The organism is Longimicrobiales bacterium (genome assembly GCA_035764935.1).
Classification (GTDB): domain Bacteria; phylum Gemmatimonadota; class Gemmatimonadetes; order Longimicrobiales; family RSA9; genus DASTYK01.
In genome coordinates this window covers 1-21,983 of record DASTYK010000165.1, presented here as the reverse complement: position 1 = coordinate 21,983, position 21,983 = coordinate 1, and the positions used below count along the sequence as shown (strand labels likewise).

Sequence of the window (21,983 nt, the reverse complement as noted above, 5' to 3'; positions counted from 1 at the left end):
TGGAAGCCCAGCAGTGAACACAACGTCTCTCGCGCGTGAGCAGACAGTCACGCGCACGAATTCGAACCGGGCGCTGGACCGACTCTTCGCCGCTTACCTGGCGTTGTCCGGCGTCGCGCTCCTGTTTCCACATCGACCCGACGGGTGGCTACTGCTCGGCGCGGTACACATCGTGGCGGCGATGTTCCTGCTGAGGACGCCGCCTTTCGGCGCGCTGCGTGCCCGGCTGCACTCGATGGCCCCGCGGCTCACGTCGCTGCTGCACGACTGGTACGTGCTGCTGCTGATTCCTGCGCTCTACACAGAGCTCGCAGTGCTCAACCGCAGTGTGTGGAACGGCCGCTACTTCGATGAGCTCATCATCCGGCTGGAAACGCTCTTCTTCGGCGGTCAGCCCAGTCAGTCGCTGGCCGCCGCCGTTCCCGAACTCTGGCTGTCGGAGCCGCTGCACTTCGCGTATCTCAGCTATTACCTGATCATCTTCGGACCGCCGCTGCTGCTGTACCTGCGTTCGCGCACCGCGGAGTTCCGCGCGACCACGTTCACACTGATGCTGACGTTCTTCGCGCATTACCTCTTCTTCGTCTACTTCCCGGTCCAGGGGCCGCGCTACCTGTTCCCTGCACCGCTCGGCGGGATCGAGGACGGCTTCTTCTACCAGGTCGCGCACCGTGTGCTCGAGGCGGGTTCGGCCCAGGGATCCGCGTTCCCCTCGTCGCACGTGGGGGTATCGGTCGCGCAGACACTGTGTGTCGCCCGCTTCATGCCCCGGCTGACACTGCCCGTTGCCCTGCTCACCGTCGGCCTGGCGGCAGGGGCTGTCTACGGCGGCTTCCACTACGCGATCGACGCCATCGTCGGCGCCGCACTGGGCGCGCTGATGGTGCTGATCGCGCCCCGTCTGCAGCGCGCACTGGAAGGGGAGCCGGCGTGATGCGGCGAGCGCCGCTGATCGCACTCACCGTCATCACTGCACTCCTGGTGTACGTCACCACACGCGGCCTTCCAGGCGCCGCGCGCGTCTGGACCACCATGCTCGTCGCGACACTGCCGCCGATTTCCGTTGCACAGGCGCGTGCGCTCGCCCAGGTCGAGCTGCCGTCGCGCATGTCGCTGTACGCCCAGACTTCGTTGAGCCTGTGGCTGCTCGCGGCGGCTACCGCGGCCGTGGCGTTCGTGAGCGACATGGGTGCGCGCGAGCTGGGGCTCCTTGCGCTGCCACTCGCATCTACGCTCGCCTGGACCGGCACACTCACGCTCGGCGGCGTCGGCCTCATGCTGCTCGCACACCGCCTGGGCGTGCGCGAGTCACCCACGCTCGCAGGGCTGCTGCCGCGCACCGCGGCCGAGCGCCTCGCCTTCCTCGGGGTCTCCATTACCGCCGGCGTGTGCGAGGAATTCGTCTTCCGCGGATTCCTGGTACCGGCGATCGCCGTTGCCGTTGGCTCGCCAATCGTTGCCGCACTCATCGCCGCCGCCGTGTTCGGCCTGCTGCACGCCTACCAGGGCTTCAGCGGCGCGCTGCGGGCTGCACTCCTCGGCGCCCTGCTGTCGGTCGTGCTGCTCGCGACCGGCAGCATCGTACCTGCGATTCTCGCTCACGCGCTGATCGACGTGGTCGGCGGCTTCTGGCTGGGACCACGCCTCGTCCGGCAGGACGGGGCATGACCGTTGCGGCACACGGGCGGTCCACGCATCATGCGCGTCACCATCAGAGGGTATGCGATGCAACAGCCGCACGCAGGCAACGGCGCTGAGCCCGGCCTGACCGATCTCTTCCGGCGCCTGGCCGACCACGCCTCCGCGCTCGTGCGCGGCGAGGTCGCACTGGCGAAGCTGGAGATGCGTGAGGCAGCGCGCGGGCTGATGCGCGACTCCAGCAAGCTCGCCATCGCGTTCGCGCTCGCCTGGTTCGGCGGCATCGCGCTCACCGCGGCAGCCGCGATCGGCGTCGGCCACCTGCTCGGCGGTCGGTTCGGGTTCGGCGCCCTCATCGTCGGCGTTGTGTTCCTCCTGGTCGGGGGGCTGCTGGCCAGGAGCGGCATGCGTGTCTTCAGCAGCGGCGAGCTCAGGCCGGAGGCCACGCTCGCCTCGCTGGACCGGACGGGAACCTGGGCCAGGCAGGAGCTGCGTGAGATGAAGCAGGAGCTTACCGCCGGCGAGCACGAGACGATCGAGCCCGCCATCCGCCATGCACCGGAAAGGACGCTGCGGTCATGACCGAGCACGAGAGGATGTCGCCGGAGCACCGCTACCGCGATGAGACGGAATACGACGAGCGCGCGGCACCGGCCGGGCGCCGCCGCCAGGCCGACGGCGGACGCGAGCGCATTGCGGACGCCTTCGACAGCATGGCCGACCGGATCGAGCACCGCGGGCGTCGCATGCGCCGACGCGGCGGCGCACGCGCGCAGGCAGGCCGCGCCGCAGAATCCGCCGGGCGCATGCTCGAGACCGGCGCAGACTACCTGCGCGCTCACGACGTCGAAGAGATGAGGCTGGAGCTCGAGACCCGGGTCCGCGAAAAGCCGATCCCCGCTCTCGTCGCGGCCGCGGTCGCAGGATTCGTGTTCGCGCGCATCGTGCGCTGAGTCGTTTCGCTACTCCGTTCCGATGTTGCGCACTCGCTTCACATGACGGCCCGCCGACCCGCCAGGACAGCGGTCGGCGCCGCGCATCGCAACGTAAAGTCACATAACAGCTTGGCCGCGCGTTCCACCTGTTGGGACAGGGGCATGGCTGCGTGCGGAACAACGCTTGCGCCTGCAGCGTAGTGAAACAGGAACAGAGCGAGGACGCGATGTACCTGCACTGCAATTTCGAAGAGCTGACGGCGCTGGCCTCCACCGCGGAGCGTGTGCTCGTTGCACACGGAAGCGGCGAGCTCTCCGTTGCAGCGCCGCCACGTGCCCTCGCAGATCTCGAAGCCCTCGCACCGCGTCTCGCGGGCGAGATCTCCGTCCCGACCCTGCACGCACAGCGTTCCGTCCAGCGCGCGCTCGAGCTGGCGCTCGAGGAGACCCGCGCCCGCATGGACGGCATGATCCTCGACCATCACCCGGCCGCCGAGGACGCAGTTGCCGCCTACTTCGAGTACGCGCACATCCTCGCCGTACTCGAGCGCGTCACGCGCATCGGCGCCGAGATGACACTGCTGATCGAGGTCATGACCGGCCGCCCCGTCGACGACGAGACCGCACGCTCCTTCTCCTTCCCGGACTGACGGCATCAGCGGGTCCGGTTCGTGCAAAGCACGCGGCCGGAAAACTGATCCGACAACCGGAGCAATCGATGAGCATCCGACTCCTGCGCCGTGCCGGCGTCTGGTTCGCCATTCCACTCGTCGCCGGCTGCGCCCGCGCCGTGGAAGTGAACAGCGAGCCAGGCACCGTCTACGCAATCGAAGTCTACAACCCGCGCTCGACCGACATGGTCGTCTCCTACGATGACGGGCGCGGCAGCCGCACCCTCGGGACGGTGCGCGCCGGCACCCGCGAACGCTTCGTCATCGCCGCACCGCCCCAGCCGAGCATCCAGCTCAGCGCTCGCAGCAGCAGCGGCGCGACCTCGGGTCCGATCACGGTGGGGTTGACCATGGGCCAGACCACGCAGATCCGGTTGCCATAGCTCCGGCCGAGGTGTCTCTATCAGGGGACAGTCACCACGCTGCTACCGGAGCTGTTGGTGCCCGGTTCGAAAGGCACTGTGCCGCCTGGTCTTTTCATCCGCCACATGCGGGTTACGCTAACTCCTTGGTGCTTTTACCTTTATGGCGAGGCGGGCGCCCGGGCGGCGCCGCGCCGCGGAGCGCGCTTTCCCCTTTCAATGCGGAAAGCTGAAGAAGGCAAACAGCGAGCGGAGGGAGCCGTGATCAAGGTTCCGGAGCTGAAAGGCCCGCGTGCGATGATGCGTCGCGGCTTTGTAGCGCGCATCGCCGCAGGCGCCGCACTGCTGGTCCCATCGGTTGCTCTGTTGAGCACGAGCGGTTTCGAGGGTGTCCGACCGACCGAGCTGGTCGAGGCATCGGCGGTGGATCCGATGGCGGAGCAGTGGGGTGCGCGGGTGATGGAGCAGAAGCGGCAGAGTCTGATCGTCGAGCTGGCGTCGGCGTTCGACGTGCCGGTGAATCTTGCCGAGCAGATTCACGACGTGGCGCTGGAGGCGGAAATCGAGCCCGACCTGGCATTCGGTCTGGTTGCGGCCGAGTCGAGCTTTCGTCCGGCGGCGGTTTCGCCGGTCGGCGCGATCGGGCTTACGCAGGTGATGCCGTCCACCGCGCGGGACGTCGAGCCGGGCACGAGCCGGACCGAGCTGTTCGATACGGAGACGAACCTGCGCATCGGTTTCTCGTATCTGCGCAGGCTGCTCGACAAGTACCAGGGTGACACGGAGCTTGCGCTGACCGCGTACAACCGCGGGCCGGGAACGGTGGACCGGGTACTGAAGTCGGGTGGCGATCCGGACAACGGCTATGCCGACAAGGTGCTGACGGGCGAGAGCGAGCGGCATGTCGCGTTGATGAACCGGAAGTTCGGCAGGCGGTAAGCCGCAGGGCGAAGGGTTTGCAAGTCCCGTCGTGCGGCAGGCGGCGCAGCGTAGAGAAATCAAGAAAAACGAGGGAGCGTCCCGGGCGTGCCGGCGCTCCCTCGTTTCATTGCCATGACTTTGCGTGGCGGCTTTCGCGGCTAGTTGCCGCGTCCCGCGGCGGCGCTGCGCGCCTGTGTCAGGTTCTCCTCGAAGAGCTCGAGGATGCGCCGGTACTCGTCGGTCCATGACGACGGCTCGACGAAGCCGTGGTCCTCGACGGGATAGACGGCGAGCTCCCAGTCGGTCTTGCCGAGCTCGATGAGGCGCTGGGTGAGGCGGACGATGTCGGAGAAATGCACGTTGACGTCGACCATGCCGTGCGCCATGAGCAGCGGATCCTCCAGGCCTTCGGCAAAGTAGATGGGCGAGGACTGCCGGTAGGCGACGGAGTCCTCCTGGGGCAGGTTGAGGATCCGGCCCGTGTAGCCGTGGTTGTAGTGGGCCCAGTCGGTCACCGAGCGGAGCGCTGCGCCGGCGCCGAACTCGTCGGCTGCGGTGAAGAGCGCCATGAGTGTGATGAACCCGCCGTAGGATCCGCCGTAGATGCCGATGCGCTCGGGGTCGATGCCCTGCTGCTGCAGCCAGCGGGAGGCATCGACCTGGTCGGTGAGGTCGGTGCCGCCCATGTGCCGGTAGATCGCGGTGCGCCAGTCGCGGCCGTAGCCGGCGGACGCGCGGTAGTCGAGGTCGAGCACCACGAATCCGCGCTGCGCCAGCAGGTGATGGAACATGTATTCGCGGTAATACGTCGACCACCAGTCGTGCACGTTCTGCAGGTAGCCGGCGCCGTGCACGAAGATCACTGCCGAGCCGTTGGGCGTGGCGCCCAGATCTTCGGGCCGGTAGATGCGCGCCGGTACTGCAACCCCGTCGCGCGCGGTGATGCGGATGATCTCCGGCGCGATCCACGGCCCTGTCTGCCACTCGGCCGTTGGCGACGTCGTGACGCGCGCGAGAGCTGTGCGCTGCCGGTTCTCGCCCACGTAGAGCTCCGGCGGCACGTTCGCGAAGGAGTGCACGACGGCGACGCGTCGTCCGTCCGGCGATGGTGTGGCGTCCTGGCGTCCGGGCTCGGTGGTGATCCGTGTGCGCTCCCCGCCCGAGAGAGGCATGTGGTAGAAGTGCACCTCGTGTGGCGTGCCCTCGCTGGTCGTGAGGTAGAAGCGATCCTCCGTCGGTGCGACCTGGACCTCCTGCACCTCCCAGTCGCCTGACGTGAGCTGGCGGGCGCTGCCGCCGCCCACGGGCACGGTGTACAGGTGGCTGAAGCCGTCGGCCTCGCTCACGAACCAGGCGCTGCGGCCATCGGGCAGGAAGCCGGCGCAGCCGAACCAGAAGGCACAGGGGCCGCCGAGCCATGCGTCGTCGGAGTCGTGGCGCAGCAGTGTGAGTGCGCCGGTTGCGGCGTCGATGGACCAGAGCCACGCGTTCTCGAAGTCGTAGTCGAGCGCGGCGACCAGGCCGTGGCTGCCCTGCTCGTTCCAGCCGAGGAACCCGGTGGAGGAGAAGGGGCGAGTGCTGTCCCCGGACGCGCGGCCGAGGTCCAGCCACCGGACGCTGCCGTCAGCGAGCGAGACGACACCGAGACGGCTGTTCGCGGGGGTGTTGTCTCCGACCTTGGCGCGCATCTCCCGGGTCTCGGTGTAACCGGACGCGGTGATCCAGTCCGGGATCAGCGTGCGGCGCGGCTGATCCGACGGCTTTTCGACCTCGATGATCGCGAAGCTTCCGCGCGGCTCGACGGCCAGCGCCTGAACCGTCTCGTCCTTTTCCAGGTAGATCGGCTGCAGCTGGCGTGCTTCACGCGCCTCGCGCCGCGCCTCCTGCGCTTCCCGTCGCTCGCGCGCCGTGCGGATGTGCTCGAACAGCTCCTCCTGCTGCTGCTCGAGGAATCCGCGCTGCCCCGTTGCCGGCTCAGGCTCTCGCGGCGCGGGTCCTGTCCTGATGTCCGTGAGCTGGCGGATGCCGCCACGCCCGAGGTCGATGGCGAGGATGTTGTACCCGGCGGGCCCCTCGCTGAGGTAGTAGACCGTCGCCGCGTCCGCACTGAAGACCGGACTCGATTCGTGCGTGGTGGTCTCGGTCAGCCTGCGCACGCGGTCGTTACGGCGATCGACGAGGTACAGGTCGCCGTTGCTGGAGACGACGCGCCAGCGGCGGTCCCGGGAGATGTCGCCGTTGGCGAGCAGCGGGGCCAGTGAGTCCGCGACCACGTCGGGCAGCCGTTCGGGCTCGCCGCCGCGTGCGGGTACGCGGTAAAGCGCGGACTCCTCGTGCCAGGGTCGGCCGCCGGGCTTCCAGTAGAAGTAGACCCACTCGCCGCTGTCGCTCCAGCGCACACGTGAGGGCGGTTCTCCGACGTGCTCCGGTCCACGCATGATGTTCGCGACCGAAAGCTCGAAGGTGCCCGGCTGCTGCTGCGCGCTCGCGTCCGCCGTGGCCGCGAACAGCAGGAGCATGGCGCCGGTGGCGCACATGCGCTTCATCGCACTGCCTCCTTAACAGGTGTAGCTGCGCGCGACACGGGTCGCGCGACCGTCGTGTATCGTGACGTGCCCTGGCGGGCACGCGTGCGCCGTGTACGTGATACACGGCACGGCCTGCTCCAACGATGGACGCCGCATGGGGCGTCGCACGTCAGTCGCCGAACGAGACGCCGATGTCGCGGCCCGTCTGGACGATATCCGAGTGTGTCGGCACCCGCTTGAGCTGGCGGATCGCGTCCGCGATCGGTACGGCGCGAATCTCCGGCGGGTCCAGGGCGACCATGGTGCCGAACCGCTCCTCGGCGACGAGGCGGACGGCCGCTGCACCGAAGCGCAGCGCGATCAGGCGGTCGTACGACGTGGGGCTGCCGCCGCGCTGCAGGTGGCCCAGCACGATGGAGCGGGACTCGAAGCCGGTCAGCTCCGTGAGCTGGCTCGCGAGGCGCTCGGCGATGCCGCCGTAGCGGGCGGCACTGCCCGGATGCGCCTCCTCGACAAAGGTGGCGGTGCCGTCCCGCGGTACGGCCCCCTCCGCGACCACGACGATCGCGAAGCGCCGCCCTCGCTGGTACCTGCGCCGGATCTTCGCTGCGACGCGCTCGATGTCGTAAGGAATTTCCGGGATCAGGATGACGTCGGCGCTGCCGCTGATGCCGGAGTGCAGCGCGATCCACCCCGTGTGCCGGCCCATGACCTCGACGACCATGATGCGCTCGTGGCTCTCGGCGGTCGAGTGCAGCTTGTCGATCGCGTCCGTGGCGGTCTCGACGGCCGTGTGGAAGCCGAAGGTAACCTGTGTCACCGCCAGGTCGTTGTCGATCGTCTTGGGCACGCCGACCACGGGCATGCCCTTTTCCGCCAGTCGATGGGCGATGCTGAGTGTGCCGTCGCCGCCGATCGAGATCATCGCGTCGAAGCCGTGGGTGCGGAACGCGTCGAGCACCTCGTCGGAACGGTCGATCGTCTGGATGTCGCCGTCCGGTCCGATCGTCGGCCATTCGAACGGGTTGCCCCGGTTCGTGGTGCCGAGGATGGTCCCCCCGAGGTGGGTGATGCCCCTGACCGCGTCGCTGTCCAGTCGCACGATGGCGTCCTCGCCCAGCAGCGCGCCGTAGCCCCGGCGTATGCCGTAGATCTCCCAGCCGCGGCTGAGCGCGCTCAGCACGCAGGAGCGGATCACCGCGTTCAGCCCCGGCGCATCGCCGCCGCCGGTGTTCAGCGCAACTCGTCGGATCGTTCCGGTACCAGCCAAAATCGCGTCTCCGTGGAAATAGCGCGGAGGGGTGCGGCTGCAGCCGCCCGTGAGGCTACGCGCGCCCTCCGCAGGGTGTCAACAAGGCCGGGCGGCGTCGTACGGGTGGACGTCTCGCCTCACAAGGGCGATTTTGCAGGTTCGGCGCCGCCAGCTCGCCAGCCGGGCAGCGGCGACCGGGTTCCTCGTGATGAGCAGGGATATGGTTACGGAAAAGGACGTGCGTCGCGCGCTGCGAAAGGTGAAGGACCCCGAGCTGAACCTGGACCTGGTGGTGCTCGGCCTGGTCTACGATGTCGAGGTGCAGGACTCACACGTCCGTGCGCGCATCTCGCTGACCTCCCCCTTCTGTCCGGTCGCACCGCAGATCCTGGACGAGACGAAGGCGGCGATCGAGGCGATGGACGGCGTGGAGAGCGCGGACGTCGAGCTGACGTTCGATCCGCCGTGGACGCCGGAGCGGATCGATCCGTTGATCCGGGCCTCACTGGGCCTTTGAGCTGCGGTCGGGTGGCCGGGGGCATGCGATGAAGGCGACGATCAACGGTCGTGAGCTGGCCTGGGACGAGACGGGGTCGGGGCGCACGATTCTCTTCCTGCACGGGTTTCCCTTCAACCGGCAGCTCTGGTACAACCAGCTGCAGGCGGTGCCGAAGGGATGGCGCGGCGTCGCAATGGACCTGCGCGGATTCGGTGAGAGCGCCGGCAGCGACGACCCGCAGTACACCATGGACATGTTCGCCGATGACGCGGCCGCGCTCCTGACGCACCTGCGGGTCCGGCGCGCGGTGATCTGCGGGCTCTCCATGGGCGGCTACATCGCGCTCGCGATGCAGCGCCGCTATCCGTCGATGGTGGGCGGGTTGATCCTTGCCGACACGCGCGCGACGGCCGACGGCGATCAGGAGAAGCAGAACCGGCTGCAGCTCGCGCAGCGCGTGCAGGCGGAGGGCAACGGCGTCGTCGTCGATTCGATGATGCAGAAGCTGTTCGCGCCCGTCACGCCGTACACGAAGCCGAAGGTCGCGGAGTTCGTGCGGGGCATGATGTCGGCCGCGCGGCCGGAGTCGATCGCGCGGGCCCTGCTGGGCATGGCGGTGCGTCCGAACTCGGAGCCGGACCTGCGCAACATCAGCGTGCCCACACTGGTCATCGTCGGTGCGGAGGACCAGATCACGGACCGCGGCCAGGCGCAGCTCATGGCGCGCGCGATCCGCGGCTCGCAGATCGAGGTGATCCCCGAGGCCGGACACGTGTCCAACCTCGAGGCACCCGAGATCTTCAATGAGGCGGTGCGCCGGCTGCTCGCCTCGTTCTAGCCGTCACTCGATCAGGTCCAGCTGCTTCCCGCTGCGGGCGCGTTCGGCCGAGCCGTTGTTGCGTGAGGACGTCCTGCCGCGTGAGGCCGGCCCACCATCGTCTGCTTCCCGCGCGACGCGGGCCACCTCCACGATCCTGGATTCCAGCTTCGCGAGCCGCTTGCCCTGCGTGGCGCGGCCCTGTACCGGCACGTCTTCCGCACCGAGGCGCACGGCGGTCCCGTCCTGGGCGACCAGCATGAGCTCGTCGCCCTCGATCAGCTCCTTGACGGCGACCAGCGGGCCGGTCCGGTCCGTCACATCCAGCGTGATCGTGCCGAGACCACCACGGTTCTGCGCGGGGTAGTCGCCGATCGGCGTGCGCTTGGCGTAGCCGTTCGCGGTGACCGTGCAGACGCTGGCATCGCGTCGCACGACGACCATGCCGACTACCCCGTCGCCTTTGCGCAGCCCGATCCCCTTCACGCCCTGCGTCACCCGTCCCGTGGCGGGAACCTGTGACTCCGCAAAGCGGATCGCGCGGCCCTGCTCCGTCACGATGACGACGTCCGCCTTGCCATCCGAGGGCTGGACGTCGAGCAGTACGTCGCCGTCCTGCAGGCGGATGGCGGCGATACCGCCGGTCCGGATGTTGGCGAACTGGTCCAGACCCGTGCGCTTGATGATGCCGGCGGCGGTCAGGAACACGAGCGTACGATCGGCCTCGAACTCGGCGACCGGGATCAGCGCGGCCACCTTTGCGCCGCGCTCGAGCGAGACGAGCTGGGCGATCGCGCGCCCCCGGCTCTGCGGGCCACCCTCGGGCACGTTCTGCACCTCCAGTGCGTGCGCGTGCCCGCCGTCCGTGAAGAAGACGAGCACGTCCGTGGTGCTCGCAACGAAGACGTGCTCGAGGAAGTCGTCTTCGTAGCGGTCCATGCCCGCGATCGCGCGCCCGCTTGCGAGCCGCCGCTGGTGCAGCGCAAGCGGCACGCGCTTGATGTAGCCGCGGTGGCTGAAGGTGATGACGACCTGCTCCTCCGAGACGACCTCCTCCACCTCGACGACCGCGCCGCTCTCCTCGTCCAGGATCTCGGTGCGCCGCTCGTCGCCGAACTCCTCCACGACGGCGTCCAGCTCCTCGATCATCACGCCGAGCTGCTTCTTCTCGCTGGCGAGCAGCGTTTCCAGCTCCTTGATCTGCTTGCGGAGCGCGGCGAGCTGCTTCCTGAGGTCCTGTGTCTCCAGCGACGTGAGCCGGCCGAGCCGCATGTTGAGGATCGCGTCGGCCTGCTCCTCGCTCAGCTCGAACTTCTTCCGCAGTGCTGCGGCAGCTTCCTTCTGGTCCTTCGACTTCCGGATGATGCGGATCACCGCGTCGATGTTGTCGAGCGCGATAAGCAGCCCTTCCAGGATGTGTGCCTCGGCACGCGCGCGGTCGAGGCGCCACTGCGAGCGGCGGCGGATCACGTCCAGCCGGTGATCGCGGAACCGCTCGAGCATCTCCTTGAGGTTGAGCTCGCGCGGCACACCATTGTCGAGTGCCAGCATGATCGCGCCGAACGTCGCCTGCAGTTGCGTGTTGCGGTACAGCGCCGTCAGCACCTTCTGGATCGAGGCGTCCCGCTTCAGCTCGATGATCAGCCGCATCCCTTCCCGGTCCGACTCATCGCGCAGATCGGCGATCTCCTCGAGCTTGGTGCGCGCCAGGTTGGCGATCTGCTCGATGACCTTTGCCTTGGAAACGCCGTAGGGGAGCGCACTGACGATCAGCTGCTCGCGACCGCCGCGCCGCGACTCGCGCTGGATTATGGCGCGCATCACGATCCGGCCGCGTCCCGTGCGGTACGCGTCCTCGATCCCGCTCCGCCCCAGGATGTACGCACCGGTCGGGAAGTCCGGGCCGGGCACGAAGGGTAGCAGCTCGTCGACCGTGCACTTCGGGTGCTTCACCAGGTGACGGACGGCATCGGCGATCTCGTGCAGGTTGTGCGGCGGGATGTTCGTGGCCATCCCCACCGCGATGCCACTGCTGCCGTTGACGAGCAGGTTCGGAAAACGCGCGGGCAGAACGCTCGGCTCCTCGAGCCGGTCGTCGAAGTTGCGCGTGAAGTCGACAGTGTCCTCGTCGATGTCGGCGAGGACCTCCATCGCGATCCGCGTAAGACGCGCTTCCGTGTAGCGGTAGGCGGCAGCGTTGTCGCCATCGATCGAGCCGAAGTTGCCCTGCCCGTCGACGAGCGGGTACCGCAGCGAGAAGTCCTGCACCATCCGCACGAGCGCGTCGTAAACGGCCATGTCGCCGTGCGGGTGGTACTTGCCGAGCACGTCGCCGACCACCGTCGCGCTCTTCTTGTACGGCCGGTTCGGCGCGAGGCCCGCCTGCATCATCGCGTACAGGATGCGTCGATGGACGGGCTTGAGACCGTCGCGCACGTCCGGAAGCGCGCGCTGTACGATCACGCTCATCGAGTAGTCGAGGAAGGATTCCCGCATCTCTTCCTCGATCAGGCGGGGAACGACACGCTCCCGCCGTGTTGCCATGGCCATGTGCTGCTCCGTTCTGATTCGTCACCTGCACGCGCACTGCTGCGCGCTCGCGGGTAACGTTCGGGCGGGCTTCGGTCCGCGCAAGGGTGCGGGGCAGGATATCAGGCGAGCTCGTTCAGCTCGTCGATCGCTTCCTGGAAATCCGCGGCCATCGAGGGATGGCCGTGTCGGGCCGCGGCCTCGACGCCTTTCCGGTACGCGTCGCGCGCCTCGTTCTCGCGCCCGATCTCGCGCAGCGCGCGGCCGAGCCGACCCCAGGCGTTGCCCTCGTCGTCCGTCGTGGCGAGGTACGCGCTGAGCTGATCGACGACGTCGTGCCAGCGGCCGGCCTTTTCGTACTCCGCCGCGAGTCCGAAGCGCGCGCGCCCGTCGCGCGGATTCTTCTCGAGCATTTTCCGCAGTGCCTCGATGCGCTCGTTCATGCGTGCCGTTCCTTCCAGTCGAGTCCGAGCAGTTCCGCGAGCCGCATCGCATCGTGCGGCGCGCGCACCTTCCTGTCATTGTCGAAGAATACATACACGTCGCGCGGCCCGCTGCCCGGCGTGCTCCGTGGTGCACAGCGGCGGGCGTCCCGCGGCTCGCGACCGGCGCTCCAGCTGCGGATGCGCCGCGCCCACTGCTCGAGGGCCCTCTCATCGTAGCCGCTGGCGTAGATCTCCTCGGCGCCATGCAGTCGCGCGTACGCGAAGTCGCTGGTGATGTCCTCGGAGTATGGCCACTCCGCACCCGCGTCCGAGAATACGAGCGCGACGTCGTGCGTCCGCAACAGCTCGATGAACTCGTCGTTGAAGAAGCTCCGGTGGCGCACCTCGAACGCGTGCCGGATCGGACCGTCAGTCACGGCGCGGGTCCAGCCGTTCTCCTTCACGCGATGATCGTGCTCCCCGGCGAGGCGCGCCGCCGCGCGCATGGTGCGCGGAAGCTGGCGCATGAATCCGGCGAAGCGTTCCGGATCGAAGCGGCGACGGGAGGAGAACTGCCAGAGGATCGGGCCCAGCTTCTCCCCCAGCCGCAGCACGCCGGACGCGAAGTAGTTCGCGAGCGCAGTGCGCACATCATTCAGCTGCTTCATGTGCGTAATGAAGCGGCTGCCCTTCAGGGCAAACTGAAAGCCCGGCGGTGTCTGCTCGTACCAGGACGCAAAGCTGGAGGGGCGCTGCAGGGAGTAGAACGTGCCGTTGATCTCGACGGCGTTCAGGTGATGGCTCGTGTACTCGAGCTCGCGGCGATGCGCCAGGCCGCGCGGGTAGAACGCGCCGCCGCGCCAGCCGGCATAGGTCCAGCCGGATATGCCGATGTAGAGGTTGCCGCTGGCCATCGCTCTGCCTTCATTCGCAACGAACGTTCCTTTCGGTCTACCATTCCTTCGATCTACCATCCATTCCGTCTACCACAGCGAGCACTGAGTACACGGAGAGAAATTCATTCACCGCCGAGGACGCGGAGGGCGCGGAGAAACAACAGATTCTGTATTGCATGCCGAGGTGCTGAGGCATCCGCAGGAACCAATCAGGAAAACTCTGCGTCCTCTGTGCTCTCTGTGGTGAATTATCGAGCGCACGTTGGCGATCGAACGAGCGGCAAGCCCCTCAGATACCGCCGCGTCCCTCTCCCACCGCGCGCTGGCCGAACACGAACGCGACCGCCATCAGGATGATGAGCAGGACCGCGTACGCGGCGGCGGCGCCGAAGTCGAAGGCGCGAAGCTGCGCGAGGATCTCGATGGAGATGGGGCGGGTGCGGTGGGTGTAGAGGAGGATCGAAGCGACGAACTCGCCCAGTGCGGTCACGAACGCGAGCAGCGCACCGGCGGCGATGCCGGGGAGGACGAGCGGGAGCGTGATGCGACGGGCGGTGGTCAGCCACCTCGCCCCGAGCGAAGCTGCTGCCTCCTCCAGGGCCGGGTCGAGCTGGCGGAAGCTGGTCAGCGCGGCGCGCGTCACCAGCGGAATGTTGCGGATGAAGTATGCCAGCGGCAGAATCGCGCCGGTGCCGATCAGCACGAAGCGGCCGATGTACGGCTGGTTCACGCTGAACGTAGATGCCAGCGCCATGGCGAGCACGGTGCCGGGCAGCGCCCAGGGCAGGATCACCAGCACGTTGATCAGGCCGCGGCCGGGTGCGCGCTTGCGCGCGAGGATGTATGCCGCGGCGAAGGCGAGCACGACGTTCATTACCGTCGCGATGGTCGCCATGCGCAGCGAGTTCAGGATGGGCGTGAGCTGCTGGGCCTCCGAGAAGATCTTGCGGTAGCTGTCCACCGAGTACACGGGCGGGAACAGCTCTGTCGTCCAGGTGCCGGCCGGCACGAAGGAGACGAGCAGCACCGTCGCATGCGGCAGCAGCAGCACGATCACGATCAGCCAGGCGAGTACGCTGAACGCCACGCGACGCCGCTTCGACGGCCGCTCTCCGTACTGCAGCCTGCCGAGTCCCTTGCCGGCGCCGGTGTACTCACGGCGCGCCTCGTAACGCTGCAGCATCGCGAGGAACAGGATGGAGACGGCGGCCAGCACGATGGTTTCCACGGCTGCAATACCGATGTCGCCGTTCAGCTTGCTGGAGAAGATCTGTGTCGAGAGCACGCGAAAGCCGCCGCCGAACACGTAGGGCGCGCTGAAGCTGCCCATCGATGTCATGAACACCAGCAATGCGGCGCCACCGATCGCGGGCATCAGCAACGGCAGGGTCACTCGCCGGAGCACGGTACCGCGGGAAGCGCCGAGCGCGGCGGCTGCTTCGGTGTGACTCACGTCGAGCCGGCTGAGTGCCGCGGTCGTGAACAGGTAGAAGTACACGTACATCGTGTACGCATGCACGAGCAGCACAGCCCCCGCGCCGTTCAGCCGCCAGGGCGCCTCGTCGAGGCCGAGCAGCAGTTGCACCGAGCGCGTGAAGAAGCCGGTCTCGCCATACAGGAACAGGAACGCGATCACGCCGACGAGCGGCGGCAGCAGCACAGGGAGAGAAACCAGCCCGCTGAGCACGCGCCGGCCGGGGAAATCGCCACGCGCGAACAGAAAAGCGAGCGGTACGCCGATCAGGCCTGCGCACACCACGCTGGCGAGCGAAAGCCACACGCTGTTCCAGACCGCTTCCATCTCGGAGCGGCTGTCGAAGAAGCGGCGGTAGTGCTCGAGTGTCCCGCCCGCCTCGCCGCGGAAGCTGTCGAGAACGACGAACAGGTTGGGGTAGAGAACCGTCCACAGCAGGAAGACGGAGACACCGGCGACCAGCCACATGATGCCGCGCGACGAGCGGGGACGGCGTGGCCGCTGCCTGGCGCCGGGAGAGGGCCCTGCGAACGTCGCAGTCGCGATCGGCTGCTCCTGCGGTGTGATCGCCATCAGGGCTCCGGCTCTGCCTGCTCGTCCGGTCGCTCTCGTTCCCTTCGTTCCGGGAACGCGAACACGGGGCCGCGCGGGCGGATGCTGATGCGTGCGCCCGGCTCGAACTCGTGGGGACCGCCGGCGATCATCAGCTCACCACCGAACGTCTGCACGACGTAGTAGGTGACGGCTCCTGCGAAGCGCCGCTCAGCCACGATGCCGTCGAGGCCGGTCCCGTCGCCGTTGTCCTCGAGCGGGTGCATGCCGAGCGACTCCGGCCGCGCCATCACCAGCACGCGTTCCCGCACCGCAGCGCCGCCGAGCTCGGGGGTGCGCAGCACCTGCCAGTGCGCGCGGTTCGCCACCTCGCACGCGAGCGAGTCGGCGGCTATGCCGCGGATGTGCGCGGGCAGGAAGTTCGCTCGTCCGAGAAACGACGCGACGAAGGCGTTGGCTGGCTGGTTGTACAGATCCTCGGCCGTGCCGACCTGCTGCAGCCGTCCCGCGTCGAGCAGCGCGATGCGGTCGGCCAGCGCGAACGCCTCCTCCTGGTCGTGCGTGACGAACACCGCAGTCATTCCGAGCCGCTTGAGCAGCGAGCGCAGTTCCGTGCGCGTCTTCTCGCGCAGCGCTGCGTCGAGGTTGGAGAGCGGCTCGTCGAGCAGGAGCAGCGGCGGCTCAGGCGCGAGTGCGCGTGCGAGCGCGACGCGCTGCTGCTGCCCGCCGGACAGCTCCTGCACGCGTCGCTCGCCGTAGCCGGCCAGCTCCACGCGACGAAGCACGGCCTCGACCCGCTCCGTTGCCTCGCCCTTTCGCACGCCGCGCGTGCGCAGGCCGAACGCGACGTTCTCGTTGACGTCGAGGTGGGGAAACAGGGCGTAGTTCTGGAAGACCATGCCGATGCCGCGCCTCTGGGGCGGCAGGCGCGTCACGTCACGGCCATCGACGCGGATCGTGCCGGCGGTCGGCTGCTCGAAGCCCGCGATCATGCGCAGCGTCGTCGTCTTGCCGCAGCCGCTCGGACCGAGCAGGGTGAGCAGCTCGCCGCGCTCGACGGTGAGGGTCAGGTCATCGACGGCGAGCGTCGGCGGAGCCGACGGCGCCGTGGCGACGTACTCCTTGCGCAGTCCCTCGAGCTCGACCATGGCTCAGTTGCGACCGCGCACGTGCTCATCCCAGTAGCGCATCCACTCCGCCGAGCGCTCCTGGAACGCGTCCCAGTCCATCGGCTCGGTGACCATCCGCTCGCGCGCTGCGGCGAGGCCCGCCGGGAAGCTGTCGGCCGGGATGTCCGTGCGCGCGGGCAGGCGGAAGAAGTTGCGTGCGGCGAACACCACGCCCTGGGTGCTGCCTACGAACTCGATGAAGCGCTGCGCAGCTTCGGGGTGCGGCGCGCCCGCGACGAGCGCGACGGCGTCCACCGGCACCGGCGTGCCGCTGGTCGGCAGCACGTAGTCGATCGGGAACGTCGTGCGCGCCTTCAACTCCTCGATGTCCGGCATGTCCCAGAGCGTTACGTCGCCCTCGCCGCGCGCGAGCTTCTGGTAGAGCAGCGTCGGATTCAGCACGTACTCCTTGGTCTGGGCATCGAGCCGCCGCAGCCAGTCGAAGCCTGCGGCCGTGTCGCCGGTCGCGCGAATGCCGCGCTGGATGATCATCCCGAAGATCGTGCGCATCGTGCCGCTCGCGACCGGGTCGCGGATCAGCACGCGATCCGTCCACTCCGGCGCGAGCACGTCGTCCCAGTCGCGCGGCACGCTCGCCGAGTCGACGCGCGACGTGTTGTACGCAATCACCATCGGCGTCAGGAAGGTGCCGTGCCAGCGGCCCTGGGCGTCCTTTGCATCTGCAGGCAGGGCGCCTGCCCACGAGGGCGAGAACGGCGCCAGCAGCTCCTGCTCCGTCGCGGTCACGAACATGGGCGACGGCGCACCCCACCAGACGTCCGCCTGCGGGTTGGCTCGCTCGGAGCGCAGGCGGTCGAGCACCTCCTGCGATCCCATGTCGAGCCACTGGACGTCGATGTCGGGATTGGTTTCCTCGAACTGCTGCTCGAAGGTCTCGAGCAGCTCGCGGCCATGCGGAGAATAGACGACAACGGGTGTTCTGCCGTCGTCGTTGGCGCAGCCTGCCAGCACGAGCAGGAGCGCGGCGGAAATACGGCCGGCCTGCCTGATCACCCGTTCACGGAGCATGGGCGGAAGGTAGCCGGAGGGGGAAGGGGCGCAAGCGGCCGGGCAGCCTGCGGGTTCTCGCGCTGCGGCGCATCCTTCGGGTGCAAAAGCATCGGCTGCATCCCGTCCGGACGGACGGCCGGATCACTCCAGTGTGAAGCGGCGTGCGGTGCGCTCCAGGGTTCGCGCGTTGACGACGACCGACTCCAGGTCGACCCACTCCTCTGCCCCGTGCGCGCCGGCACCGCCCGCCCCGATGTTGACCGTCTGGATCCCGGCGCTGGCAAAGACCGCCGCGTCCATCCAGTAGCCGACGCCACACTCCTCCGGTTCGCTCCCCGTCATCTCGCGCGCCGCGTCCCGCACGGCCGTCGCGATCGGTGCGTCGCGGTCGCAGACCAGAGGCGGCCGGTCCATCAGGATGCGCACGTCAGCAAGCTCACCGGTGGACGCGATGATGTCCTGCACCTCGCGCAGCACCTGCTCCGGCGTCTCGCCGGGCAGCGTGCGCCGTTCCACCCGGGCCCTGCACTCCGCCGCGTATGTCGAGATGCCACTGCCGCCCTGGATCTGCGACACGTGCATGGAAGCGGGGCCGAGCAGCGGGTGAGTCCGCTCTCGGAGCTCGTCGCCATCGAATGCGTCGAGCGCACTGACGACGCGCGCCATGCGCGCGATCGCGCTGTCGCCCAGGTCCCACCGGCTGCCGTGCGCGGCAACGCCGTGCACGGTCAGCTCCAGCCATACGAAGCCCTTGTGGGCGAGGACGAGCCGGCCCTCGCTCGGCTCGGTGACGACGCAGGCGTCGCCGCCGTGGCGCTCGACGAAGTCGTACGCGCCAACGCTCGCCCACTCCTCGTCGCAGACGAACGCGCCCATCACGGTGCCGGGCGCGGGATCACGCGCGAGCGCCTGGAGCGCGCACAGGATCGCTGCGGCCCCCGCCTTCATGTCGTACGCGCCGCGGCCGTAAAGCTTTCCGTCCGAGACGTCCGGCGTGAACGGCTCGATGGTCATGCCATCGACGGCGACAGTATCGATGTGCGCGCAGAAGATCAGAACGGGTGAGCCGGAGCCGACGCGCGCCATGGCGTTGGGCCGGCCGGGCGCGGCCTCCTCGGTCCACGCCTCGATGCCGCGCGACGCGCACCAGCCGACAATGTGGTCCGCGATCGCGGTCTCGCCCGCGTCAGGGTGATCGGACAGGTGGGGATTGACGGACGGGATCGATACCAGCTCCGAAAGAACTGCCGTGACGTCCTCGAGCGTGATCGCCATCCGTTTTCGATCCTCCCGTGTCGGGGTTGCCCCGCAAGCAGTGTATCAGGGTCCGTGGGCCCGCGGGGCCGTCAGGGCCGTACGACAGAACCCTCGAGGCTACTCCGCCGCTGCCAGTTGCCGCAGCGGCTTGCCGGGCTCCCAGTCGATCACGTGCCCCGCGATCGCCGACGCTGCCACCGTGTAGGGCGAGGCGAGGTAGAGCTGGCCGGGGCCGGAGCGGCCGGGGAAATTGCGGTTCTGCGAGCTGATCGTCACCTCGTCCTTCGTCTTCGACGTGCCGGGGCCGGCGGCAATGCAGGCGCCGCAGCCGGGCTCGATGAACTCCGCGCCGACTTCCTCGAAGAGCTGCATGTAGCCGCGATCGATGCAGTACTGCTTCACCTCCTGCGAGCCGACCTGGATGAACATCTTCACGTCGGGATGCACGCGCAGCCCCTGCTCGCGCGCCTCGCGCAGCACGGCTGCGTACATGTCCATGTCCTCTTTCTTGCCCGCCGTGCAGGAGCCCGCATAGGCGACGTCGAGCGCAATCGGCTCCGCGCCCAGCTCATCGATGTACAGGCCGTTGCCGGGATCGCCGGGCAGCGCGACCATCGGGCGGATCGCCGAGGCGTCGATCTCGATGATCTTTACGTACTCGGCGTCGCCATCGGAATGGAGCCCCTCGCAGAGCTTTTCCGCCTGCGCCCGGTCCACGCCACGCTCCGTGACGAGGTACTCGACCGCCTTCGCATCCGGTGCGACGATGCCGGTGAACGCACCGACCTCGGCAGCCATGTTCGTCATGGTTGCGCGCTCGTCGATCGACAGCGCTTCGACCGCCTCGCCGGCGTACTCGATGATCTGGCCGATCGCGTGGCCGTCCTTGATGTACGGGTGGCGCAGGATCTCCAGCATGAAATCCTTGGCGGTCACGTTCGCCGGCTTCTGCCCGCGGATCACCACCTTGAACGACGGCGGCACGCTGACGCGCACGTCCTTCGTGATCCAGGAGTTGAAGATCGCCGTCGTGCCGACGCCGAACGCGATGCAGCCGATCGCACCCGAGTGCGGCGTGTGCGAGTCGGTGCCGACGATCATCATGCCCGGCTCGGCGTAGGACTCGAGCACCTTGCTGTGGCAGATCGCCTCGGAGCCGAGGCGTGCGCCCAGGCGCTCGCCGTACAGCTTGATATTCTGCTTCGCGGCGAACTCGCGCTGCTTCACCTCGAGCTGCCGGGCGACGTCGAGCAGCCCGAGCTGCACGCGCTCCTGCGGCATCACCTCGTGCAGGTACGTCAGGTGGTCACGGAACATCAGGATCGACGACGGGTCCGTCACCTTTGCGTCTGCGCCGAGCTTCTGCTCGAAGAAGATCGCGGCCATGGGCGAGACGTACTCGTGCGAGAAGCGCAGGTCCGTGAGCACGAAGCCGCTGTCCCCGGACTGCACCCAGGGCACGCCGAACTGCTGCTTCGACGCGTCCACGACCCAGTGCCGCGCGAAGATCTTCTCGGCGATCGTCATCGGGCGTCGGCGACCGTCGTGCGCAGCGGCCGTGTGCCTGGCATCGCTGGTCGCGTCGAGCGACGGGCGCGACGTCGCATGAAGCTGTGCAGCGGCGTTCTCGGCGCCGTACGTGGCTGCGCCGGCGTCGTCCTCACCGGAGCCGCGCGCCTCGCGCACCGTCTCCGCGTCGTCGAGATCCGGGTCGACACCACCCGGTGCGAGCTGCGAATGCACGGGCGGCAGCGTCACCTTGCCCTGCAGGCGCGCGACGTTGTACTCGAACAGGCCGCCATACTCGATGATCTCGCGCGTGATCGGATCGACGTCATTCGTGAACGCCGCCAGCTCGATCTCCTCGCCGTTGCGGATGCGATCGATCAGCGAGAAGTCGGTGGAGGTGAGGACGCCGAGGTTCTGGCAGTTCTCGTTGTAGATGCGCTCGATGTTCTCCGCGATCACCACGCGGATGCCCGCCATCAGCTCGGCGTACGGCGACTGCTCGCGCGAGCTGCCCTTGCCGCGCCGCTTGCCGCTGACCGAGCAGGCGAAGCCGCCGTTCTTCACGCTCCCGCGCGTCACCGGGAACTCGCCCCCCGCGCGCAGCCCCAGGTACGGGAACTGGCCGAGCGTCTCGTCGAAGTAGTAGCAGATGTAGGCCGGCGTGATCTCGTCCGTCGAAATCTGGTCGCGCAGCCCGGCCGCCCGGGCGGTCTCCAGGTCGATGTCCTCGCCCTGGAGCTGGCGCCGGACCAGGTCGGCGTCATCGACCAGGTACAGGACGCGCCCCTCGAAACGCAGGCGCGGCGGGCGCTTCTCGACGTTCAGGTGTCGGAGGTCGTTCATGGCGAGCTACCGGTACGGAGGATCGTTCGAACGAGCGTTCGGAATCGCTTCCGGAATGTGACGGCAGTTCGGCGGGGCGGCAAGCCGGCGCGGCCACGTTCACGCGACCGGCCTCGCTGGCTATCTGCGGGGCCGCCGTGCTATTATCGCGGCATCACCCTGACGGCAGCTCTCCACCCACATTCTCCGGAGGTCCCGATGCGAGTCGGCGCACCTGCGCGTCTGCTGCTCCTTGCACTGGCGGTGCCCGTCGCCGCGGCCGCCCAGCAGAGCGATCGCCTGACCCTTGCCGATTACCTCGAGTACGAGACCGTTTCCTCGCCGCAGCTTTCTCCGGACGGGGACGAGATCGTCTACGCACGGCGCTGGGTCGACAAGGTGAACGACTCGTGGGAGTCGTCGCTGTACATCATGAACGCGGACGGCACGAAGCCGCGCGCGCTGGTGGAGGGGGGGAGCCCGGTCTGGTCGCCGGACGGGACGCGGATCGCGTACACCGCACGCGGTGAGCCTGGCGGGACGCAGATCTGGGTGCGGTGGATGGACGCGGAGGGTGCGGCGACACAGGTCACGCGGCTGACCGATTCGCCCAACGACCTGGCCTGGTCGCCGGACGGGAAGTGGATCGCGTTCCGGATGCTGGTGCCGGCCAACAACAACTGGCCGATCGAGGGCAAGCTCTCGCCGTACAAGCC

Annotated in this window: 20 protein-coding genes; 10 read left to right on the top strand and 10 right to left on the bottom strand. The window is 68.3% G+C overall.

Annotated elements, in window-relative coordinates:
• Positions 1 to 13: 13 nt before the first annotated feature.
• From VFU06_14610 to VFU06_14580, 7 genes are all read left to right on the top strand, one after another.
• The gene (locus VFU06_14610; protein ID HEU5210622.1) at positions 14 to 934 is read left to right on the top strand and encodes a phosphatase PAP2 family protein; all 921 of its coding nucleotides are present in this window, start codon (positions 14 to 16) and stop codon (positions 932 to 934) included.
• Positions 934 to 1,668 (top strand): CPBP family intramembrane glutamic endopeptidase, encoded by a 735-nt coding sequence (locus tag VFU06_14605; GenBank protein HEU5210621.1) that lies wholly within the window; start codon positions 934 to 936, stop codon positions 1,666 to 1,668. The genes VFU06_14610 and VFU06_14605 overlap by 1 nt, the downstream gene beginning before the upstream one ends.
• Before the next feature lie 57 nt (positions 1,669 to 1,725).
• A complete protein-coding gene (locus VFU06_14600) occupies positions 1,726 to 2,220 on the top strand; it encodes a phage holin family protein (protein ID HEU5210620.1) in 495 nt (164 codons plus the stop codon).
• Positions 2,217 to 2,591, top strand: a complete 375-nt coding sequence (locus VFU06_14595; protein HEU5210619.1) for a hypothetical protein — start codon at positions 2,217 to 2,219, stop codon at positions 2,589 to 2,591. Before VFU06_14600 ends, VFU06_14595 begins: the two co-directional genes overlap by 4 nt.
• A gap of 182 nt (positions 2,592 to 2,773) precedes the next feature.
• Complete coding sequence (locus tag VFU06_14590; protein HEU5210618.1) at positions 2,774 to 3,223, top strand: hypothetical protein; 450 nt, start codon at positions 2,774 to 2,776, stop codon at positions 3,221 to 3,223.
• Positions 3,224 to 3,291: 68 nt separating this feature from the next.
• Positions 3,292 to 3,627, top strand: a complete 336-nt coding sequence (locus tag VFU06_14585; protein HEU5210617.1) for a hypothetical protein — start codon at positions 3,292 to 3,294, stop codon at positions 3,625 to 3,627.
• Between the two features lie 240 nt (positions 3,628 to 3,867).
• Entirely contained in the window at positions 3,868 to 4,545 is a 678-nt protein-coding gene (locus VFU06_14580; protein HEU5210616.1) for a transglycosylase SLT domain-containing protein, read from the top strand.
• A 140-nt stretch (positions 4,546 to 4,685) separates the two neighbouring features.
• Here VFU06_14580 and VFU06_14575 read toward each other — a convergent pair whose 3' ends face one another.
• Positions 4,686 to 7,073, bottom strand: coding sequence for an alpha/beta fold hydrolase (locus VFU06_14575; protein HEU5210615.1), 2,388 nt, complete (start codon positions 7,071 to 7,073; stop codon positions 4,686 to 4,688).
• A gap of 151 nt (positions 7,074 to 7,224) precedes the next feature.
• Positions 7,225 to 8,325: an ATP-dependent 6-phosphofructokinase gene (locus VFU06_14570; protein HEU5210614.1), complete on the bottom strand. Its 1,101-nt coding sequence runs from the start codon at positions 8,323 to 8,325 to the stop codon at positions 7,225 to 7,227.
• Positions 8,326 to 8,515: 190 nt separating this feature from the next.
• Between VFU06_14570 and VFU06_14565 the strand changes: the two genes are divergently transcribed.
• Together VFU06_14565 and VFU06_14560 are read left to right on the top strand one after the other, a co-directional pair.
• Positions 8,516 to 8,824, top strand: coding sequence for a metal-sulfur cluster assembly factor (locus VFU06_14565; GenBank protein ID HEU5210613.1), 309 nt, complete (start codon positions 8,516 to 8,518; stop codon positions 8,822 to 8,824).
• 28 nt (positions 8,825 to 8,852) lie between these two features.
• Positions 8,853 to 9,644, top strand: coding sequence for an alpha/beta fold hydrolase (locus VFU06_14560; protein ID HEU5210612.1), 792 nt, complete (start codon positions 8,853 to 8,855; stop codon positions 9,642 to 9,644).
• Between the two features lie 3 nt (positions 9,645 to 9,647).
• Here the strand turns inward: VFU06_14560 and gyrA are convergent, their stop codons facing one another.
• The 8 genes from gyrA to VFU06_14520 form a co-directional block, all read right to left on the bottom strand.
• Complete coding sequence (gene gyrA / locus VFU06_14555) at positions 9,648 to 12,173, bottom strand: DNA gyrase subunit A (GenBank protein ID HEU5210611.1); 2,526 nt, start codon at positions 12,171 to 12,173, stop codon at positions 9,648 to 9,650.
• 101 nt (positions 12,174 to 12,274) lie between these two features.
• Positions 12,275 to 12,595: a tetratricopeptide repeat protein gene (locus tag VFU06_14550; GenBank protein ID HEU5210610.1), complete on the bottom strand. Its 321-nt coding sequence runs from the start codon at positions 12,593 to 12,595 to the stop codon at positions 12,275 to 12,277.
• The gene (locus tag VFU06_14545; GenBank protein HEU5210609.1) at positions 12,592 to 13,491 is read right to left on the bottom strand and encodes a DUF72 domain-containing protein; all 900 of its coding nucleotides are present in this window, start codon (positions 13,489 to 13,491) and stop codon (positions 12,592 to 12,594) included. Before VFU06_14545 ends, VFU06_14550 begins: the two co-directional genes overlap by 4 nt.
• 271 nt (positions 13,492 to 13,762) lie before the next feature.
• The gene (locus tag VFU06_14540) at positions 13,763 to 15,520 is read right to left on the bottom strand and encodes an iron ABC transporter permease (protein HEU5210608.1); all 1,758 of its coding nucleotides are present in this window, start codon (positions 15,518 to 15,520) and stop codon (positions 13,763 to 13,765) included.
• Positions 15,520 to 16,647: an ABC transporter ATP-binding protein gene (locus VFU06_14535; protein ID HEU5210607.1), complete on the bottom strand. Its 1,128-nt coding sequence runs from the start codon at positions 16,645 to 16,647 to the stop codon at positions 15,520 to 15,522. The genes VFU06_14540 and VFU06_14535 overlap by 1 nt, the downstream gene beginning before the upstream one ends.
• Before the next feature lie 3 nt (positions 16,648 to 16,650).
• Positions 16,651 to 17,682, bottom strand: a complete 1,032-nt coding sequence (locus VFU06_14530; GenBank protein ID HEU5210606.1) for an extracellular solute-binding protein — start codon at positions 17,680 to 17,682, stop codon at positions 16,651 to 16,653.
• 138 nt (positions 17,683 to 17,820) lie between these two features.
• The gene (locus VFU06_14525) at positions 17,821 to 18,954 is read right to left on the bottom strand and encodes a M20/M25/M40 family metallo-hydrolase (GenBank protein ID HEU5210605.1); all 1,134 of its coding nucleotides are present in this window, start codon (positions 18,952 to 18,954) and stop codon (positions 17,821 to 17,823) included.
• A 99-nt stretch (positions 18,955 to 19,053) separates the two neighbouring features.
• Positions 19,054 to 21,288, bottom strand: coding sequence for an aconitase family protein (locus VFU06_14520; GenBank protein HEU5210604.1), 2,235 nt, complete (start codon positions 21,286 to 21,288; stop codon positions 19,054 to 19,056).
• 198 nt (positions 21,289 to 21,486) lie between these two features.
• Here VFU06_14520 and VFU06_14515 point away from each other — a divergent pair.
• A partial coding sequence (locus VFU06_14515; protein HEU5210603.1) for a hypothetical protein occupies positions 21,487 to 21,983 on the top strand: 497 nt, incomplete at its 3' end.

Excerpts from the sequence above, each read along its gene's own strand:
- VFU06_14605 (HEU5210621.1), top strand. The coding sequence starts at position 934 with ATGCGGCGAGCGCCGCTGATCGCACTCACCGTCATCACTGCACTCCTG.
- VFU06_14600 (HEU5210620.1), top strand. The coding sequence starts at position 1,726 with ATGCAACAGCCGCACGCAGGCAACGGCGCTGAGCCCGGCCTGACCGAT.
- VFU06_14595 (HEU5210619.1), top strand. The coding sequence starts at position 2,217 with ATGACCGAGCACGAGAGGATGTCGCCGGAGCACCGCTACCGCGATGAG.
- VFU06_14585 (HEU5210617.1), top strand. The coding sequence starts at position 3,292 with ATGAGCATCCGACTCCTGCGCCGTGCCGGCGTCTGGTTCGCCATTCCA.
- VFU06_14575 (HEU5210615.1), bottom strand. The coding sequence starts at position 7,073 with ATGAAGCGCATGTGCGCCACCGGCGCCATGCTCCTGCTGTTCGCGGCC.
- VFU06_14565 (HEU5210613.1), top strand. The coding sequence starts at position 8,516 with ATGAGCAGGGATATGGTTACGGAAAAGGACGTGCGTCGCGCGCTGCGA.
- VFU06_14560 (HEU5210612.1), top strand. The coding sequence starts at position 8,853 with ATGAAGGCGACGATCAACGGTCGTGAGCTGGCCTGGGACGAGACGGGG.
- gyrA (HEU5210611.1), bottom strand. The coding sequence starts at position 12,173 with ATGGCCATGGCAACACGGCGGGAGCGTGTCGTTCCCCGCCTGATCGAG.
- VFU06_14550 (HEU5210610.1), bottom strand. The coding sequence starts at position 12,595 with ATGAACGAGCGCATCGAGGCACTGCGGAAAATGCTCGAGAAGAATCCG.
- VFU06_14545 (HEU5210609.1), bottom strand. The coding sequence starts at position 13,491 with ATGGCCAGCGGCAACCTCTACATCGGCATATCCGGCTGGACCTATGCC.
- VFU06_14540 (HEU5210608.1), bottom strand. The coding sequence starts at position 15,520 with ATGGCGATCACACCGCAGGAGCAGCCGATCGCGACTGCGACGTTCGCA.
- VFU06_14535 (HEU5210607.1), bottom strand. The coding sequence starts at position 16,647 with ATGGTCGAGCTCGAGGGACTGCGCAAGGAGTACGTCGCCACGGCGCCG.
- VFU06_14525 (HEU5210605.1), bottom strand. The coding sequence starts at position 18,954 with ATGGCGATCACGCTCGAGGACGTCACGGCAGTTCTTTCGGAGCTGGTA.
- VFU06_14520 (HEU5210604.1), bottom strand. The coding sequence starts at position 21,288 with ATGAACGACCTCCGACACCTGAACGTCGAGAAGCGCCCGCCGCGCCTG.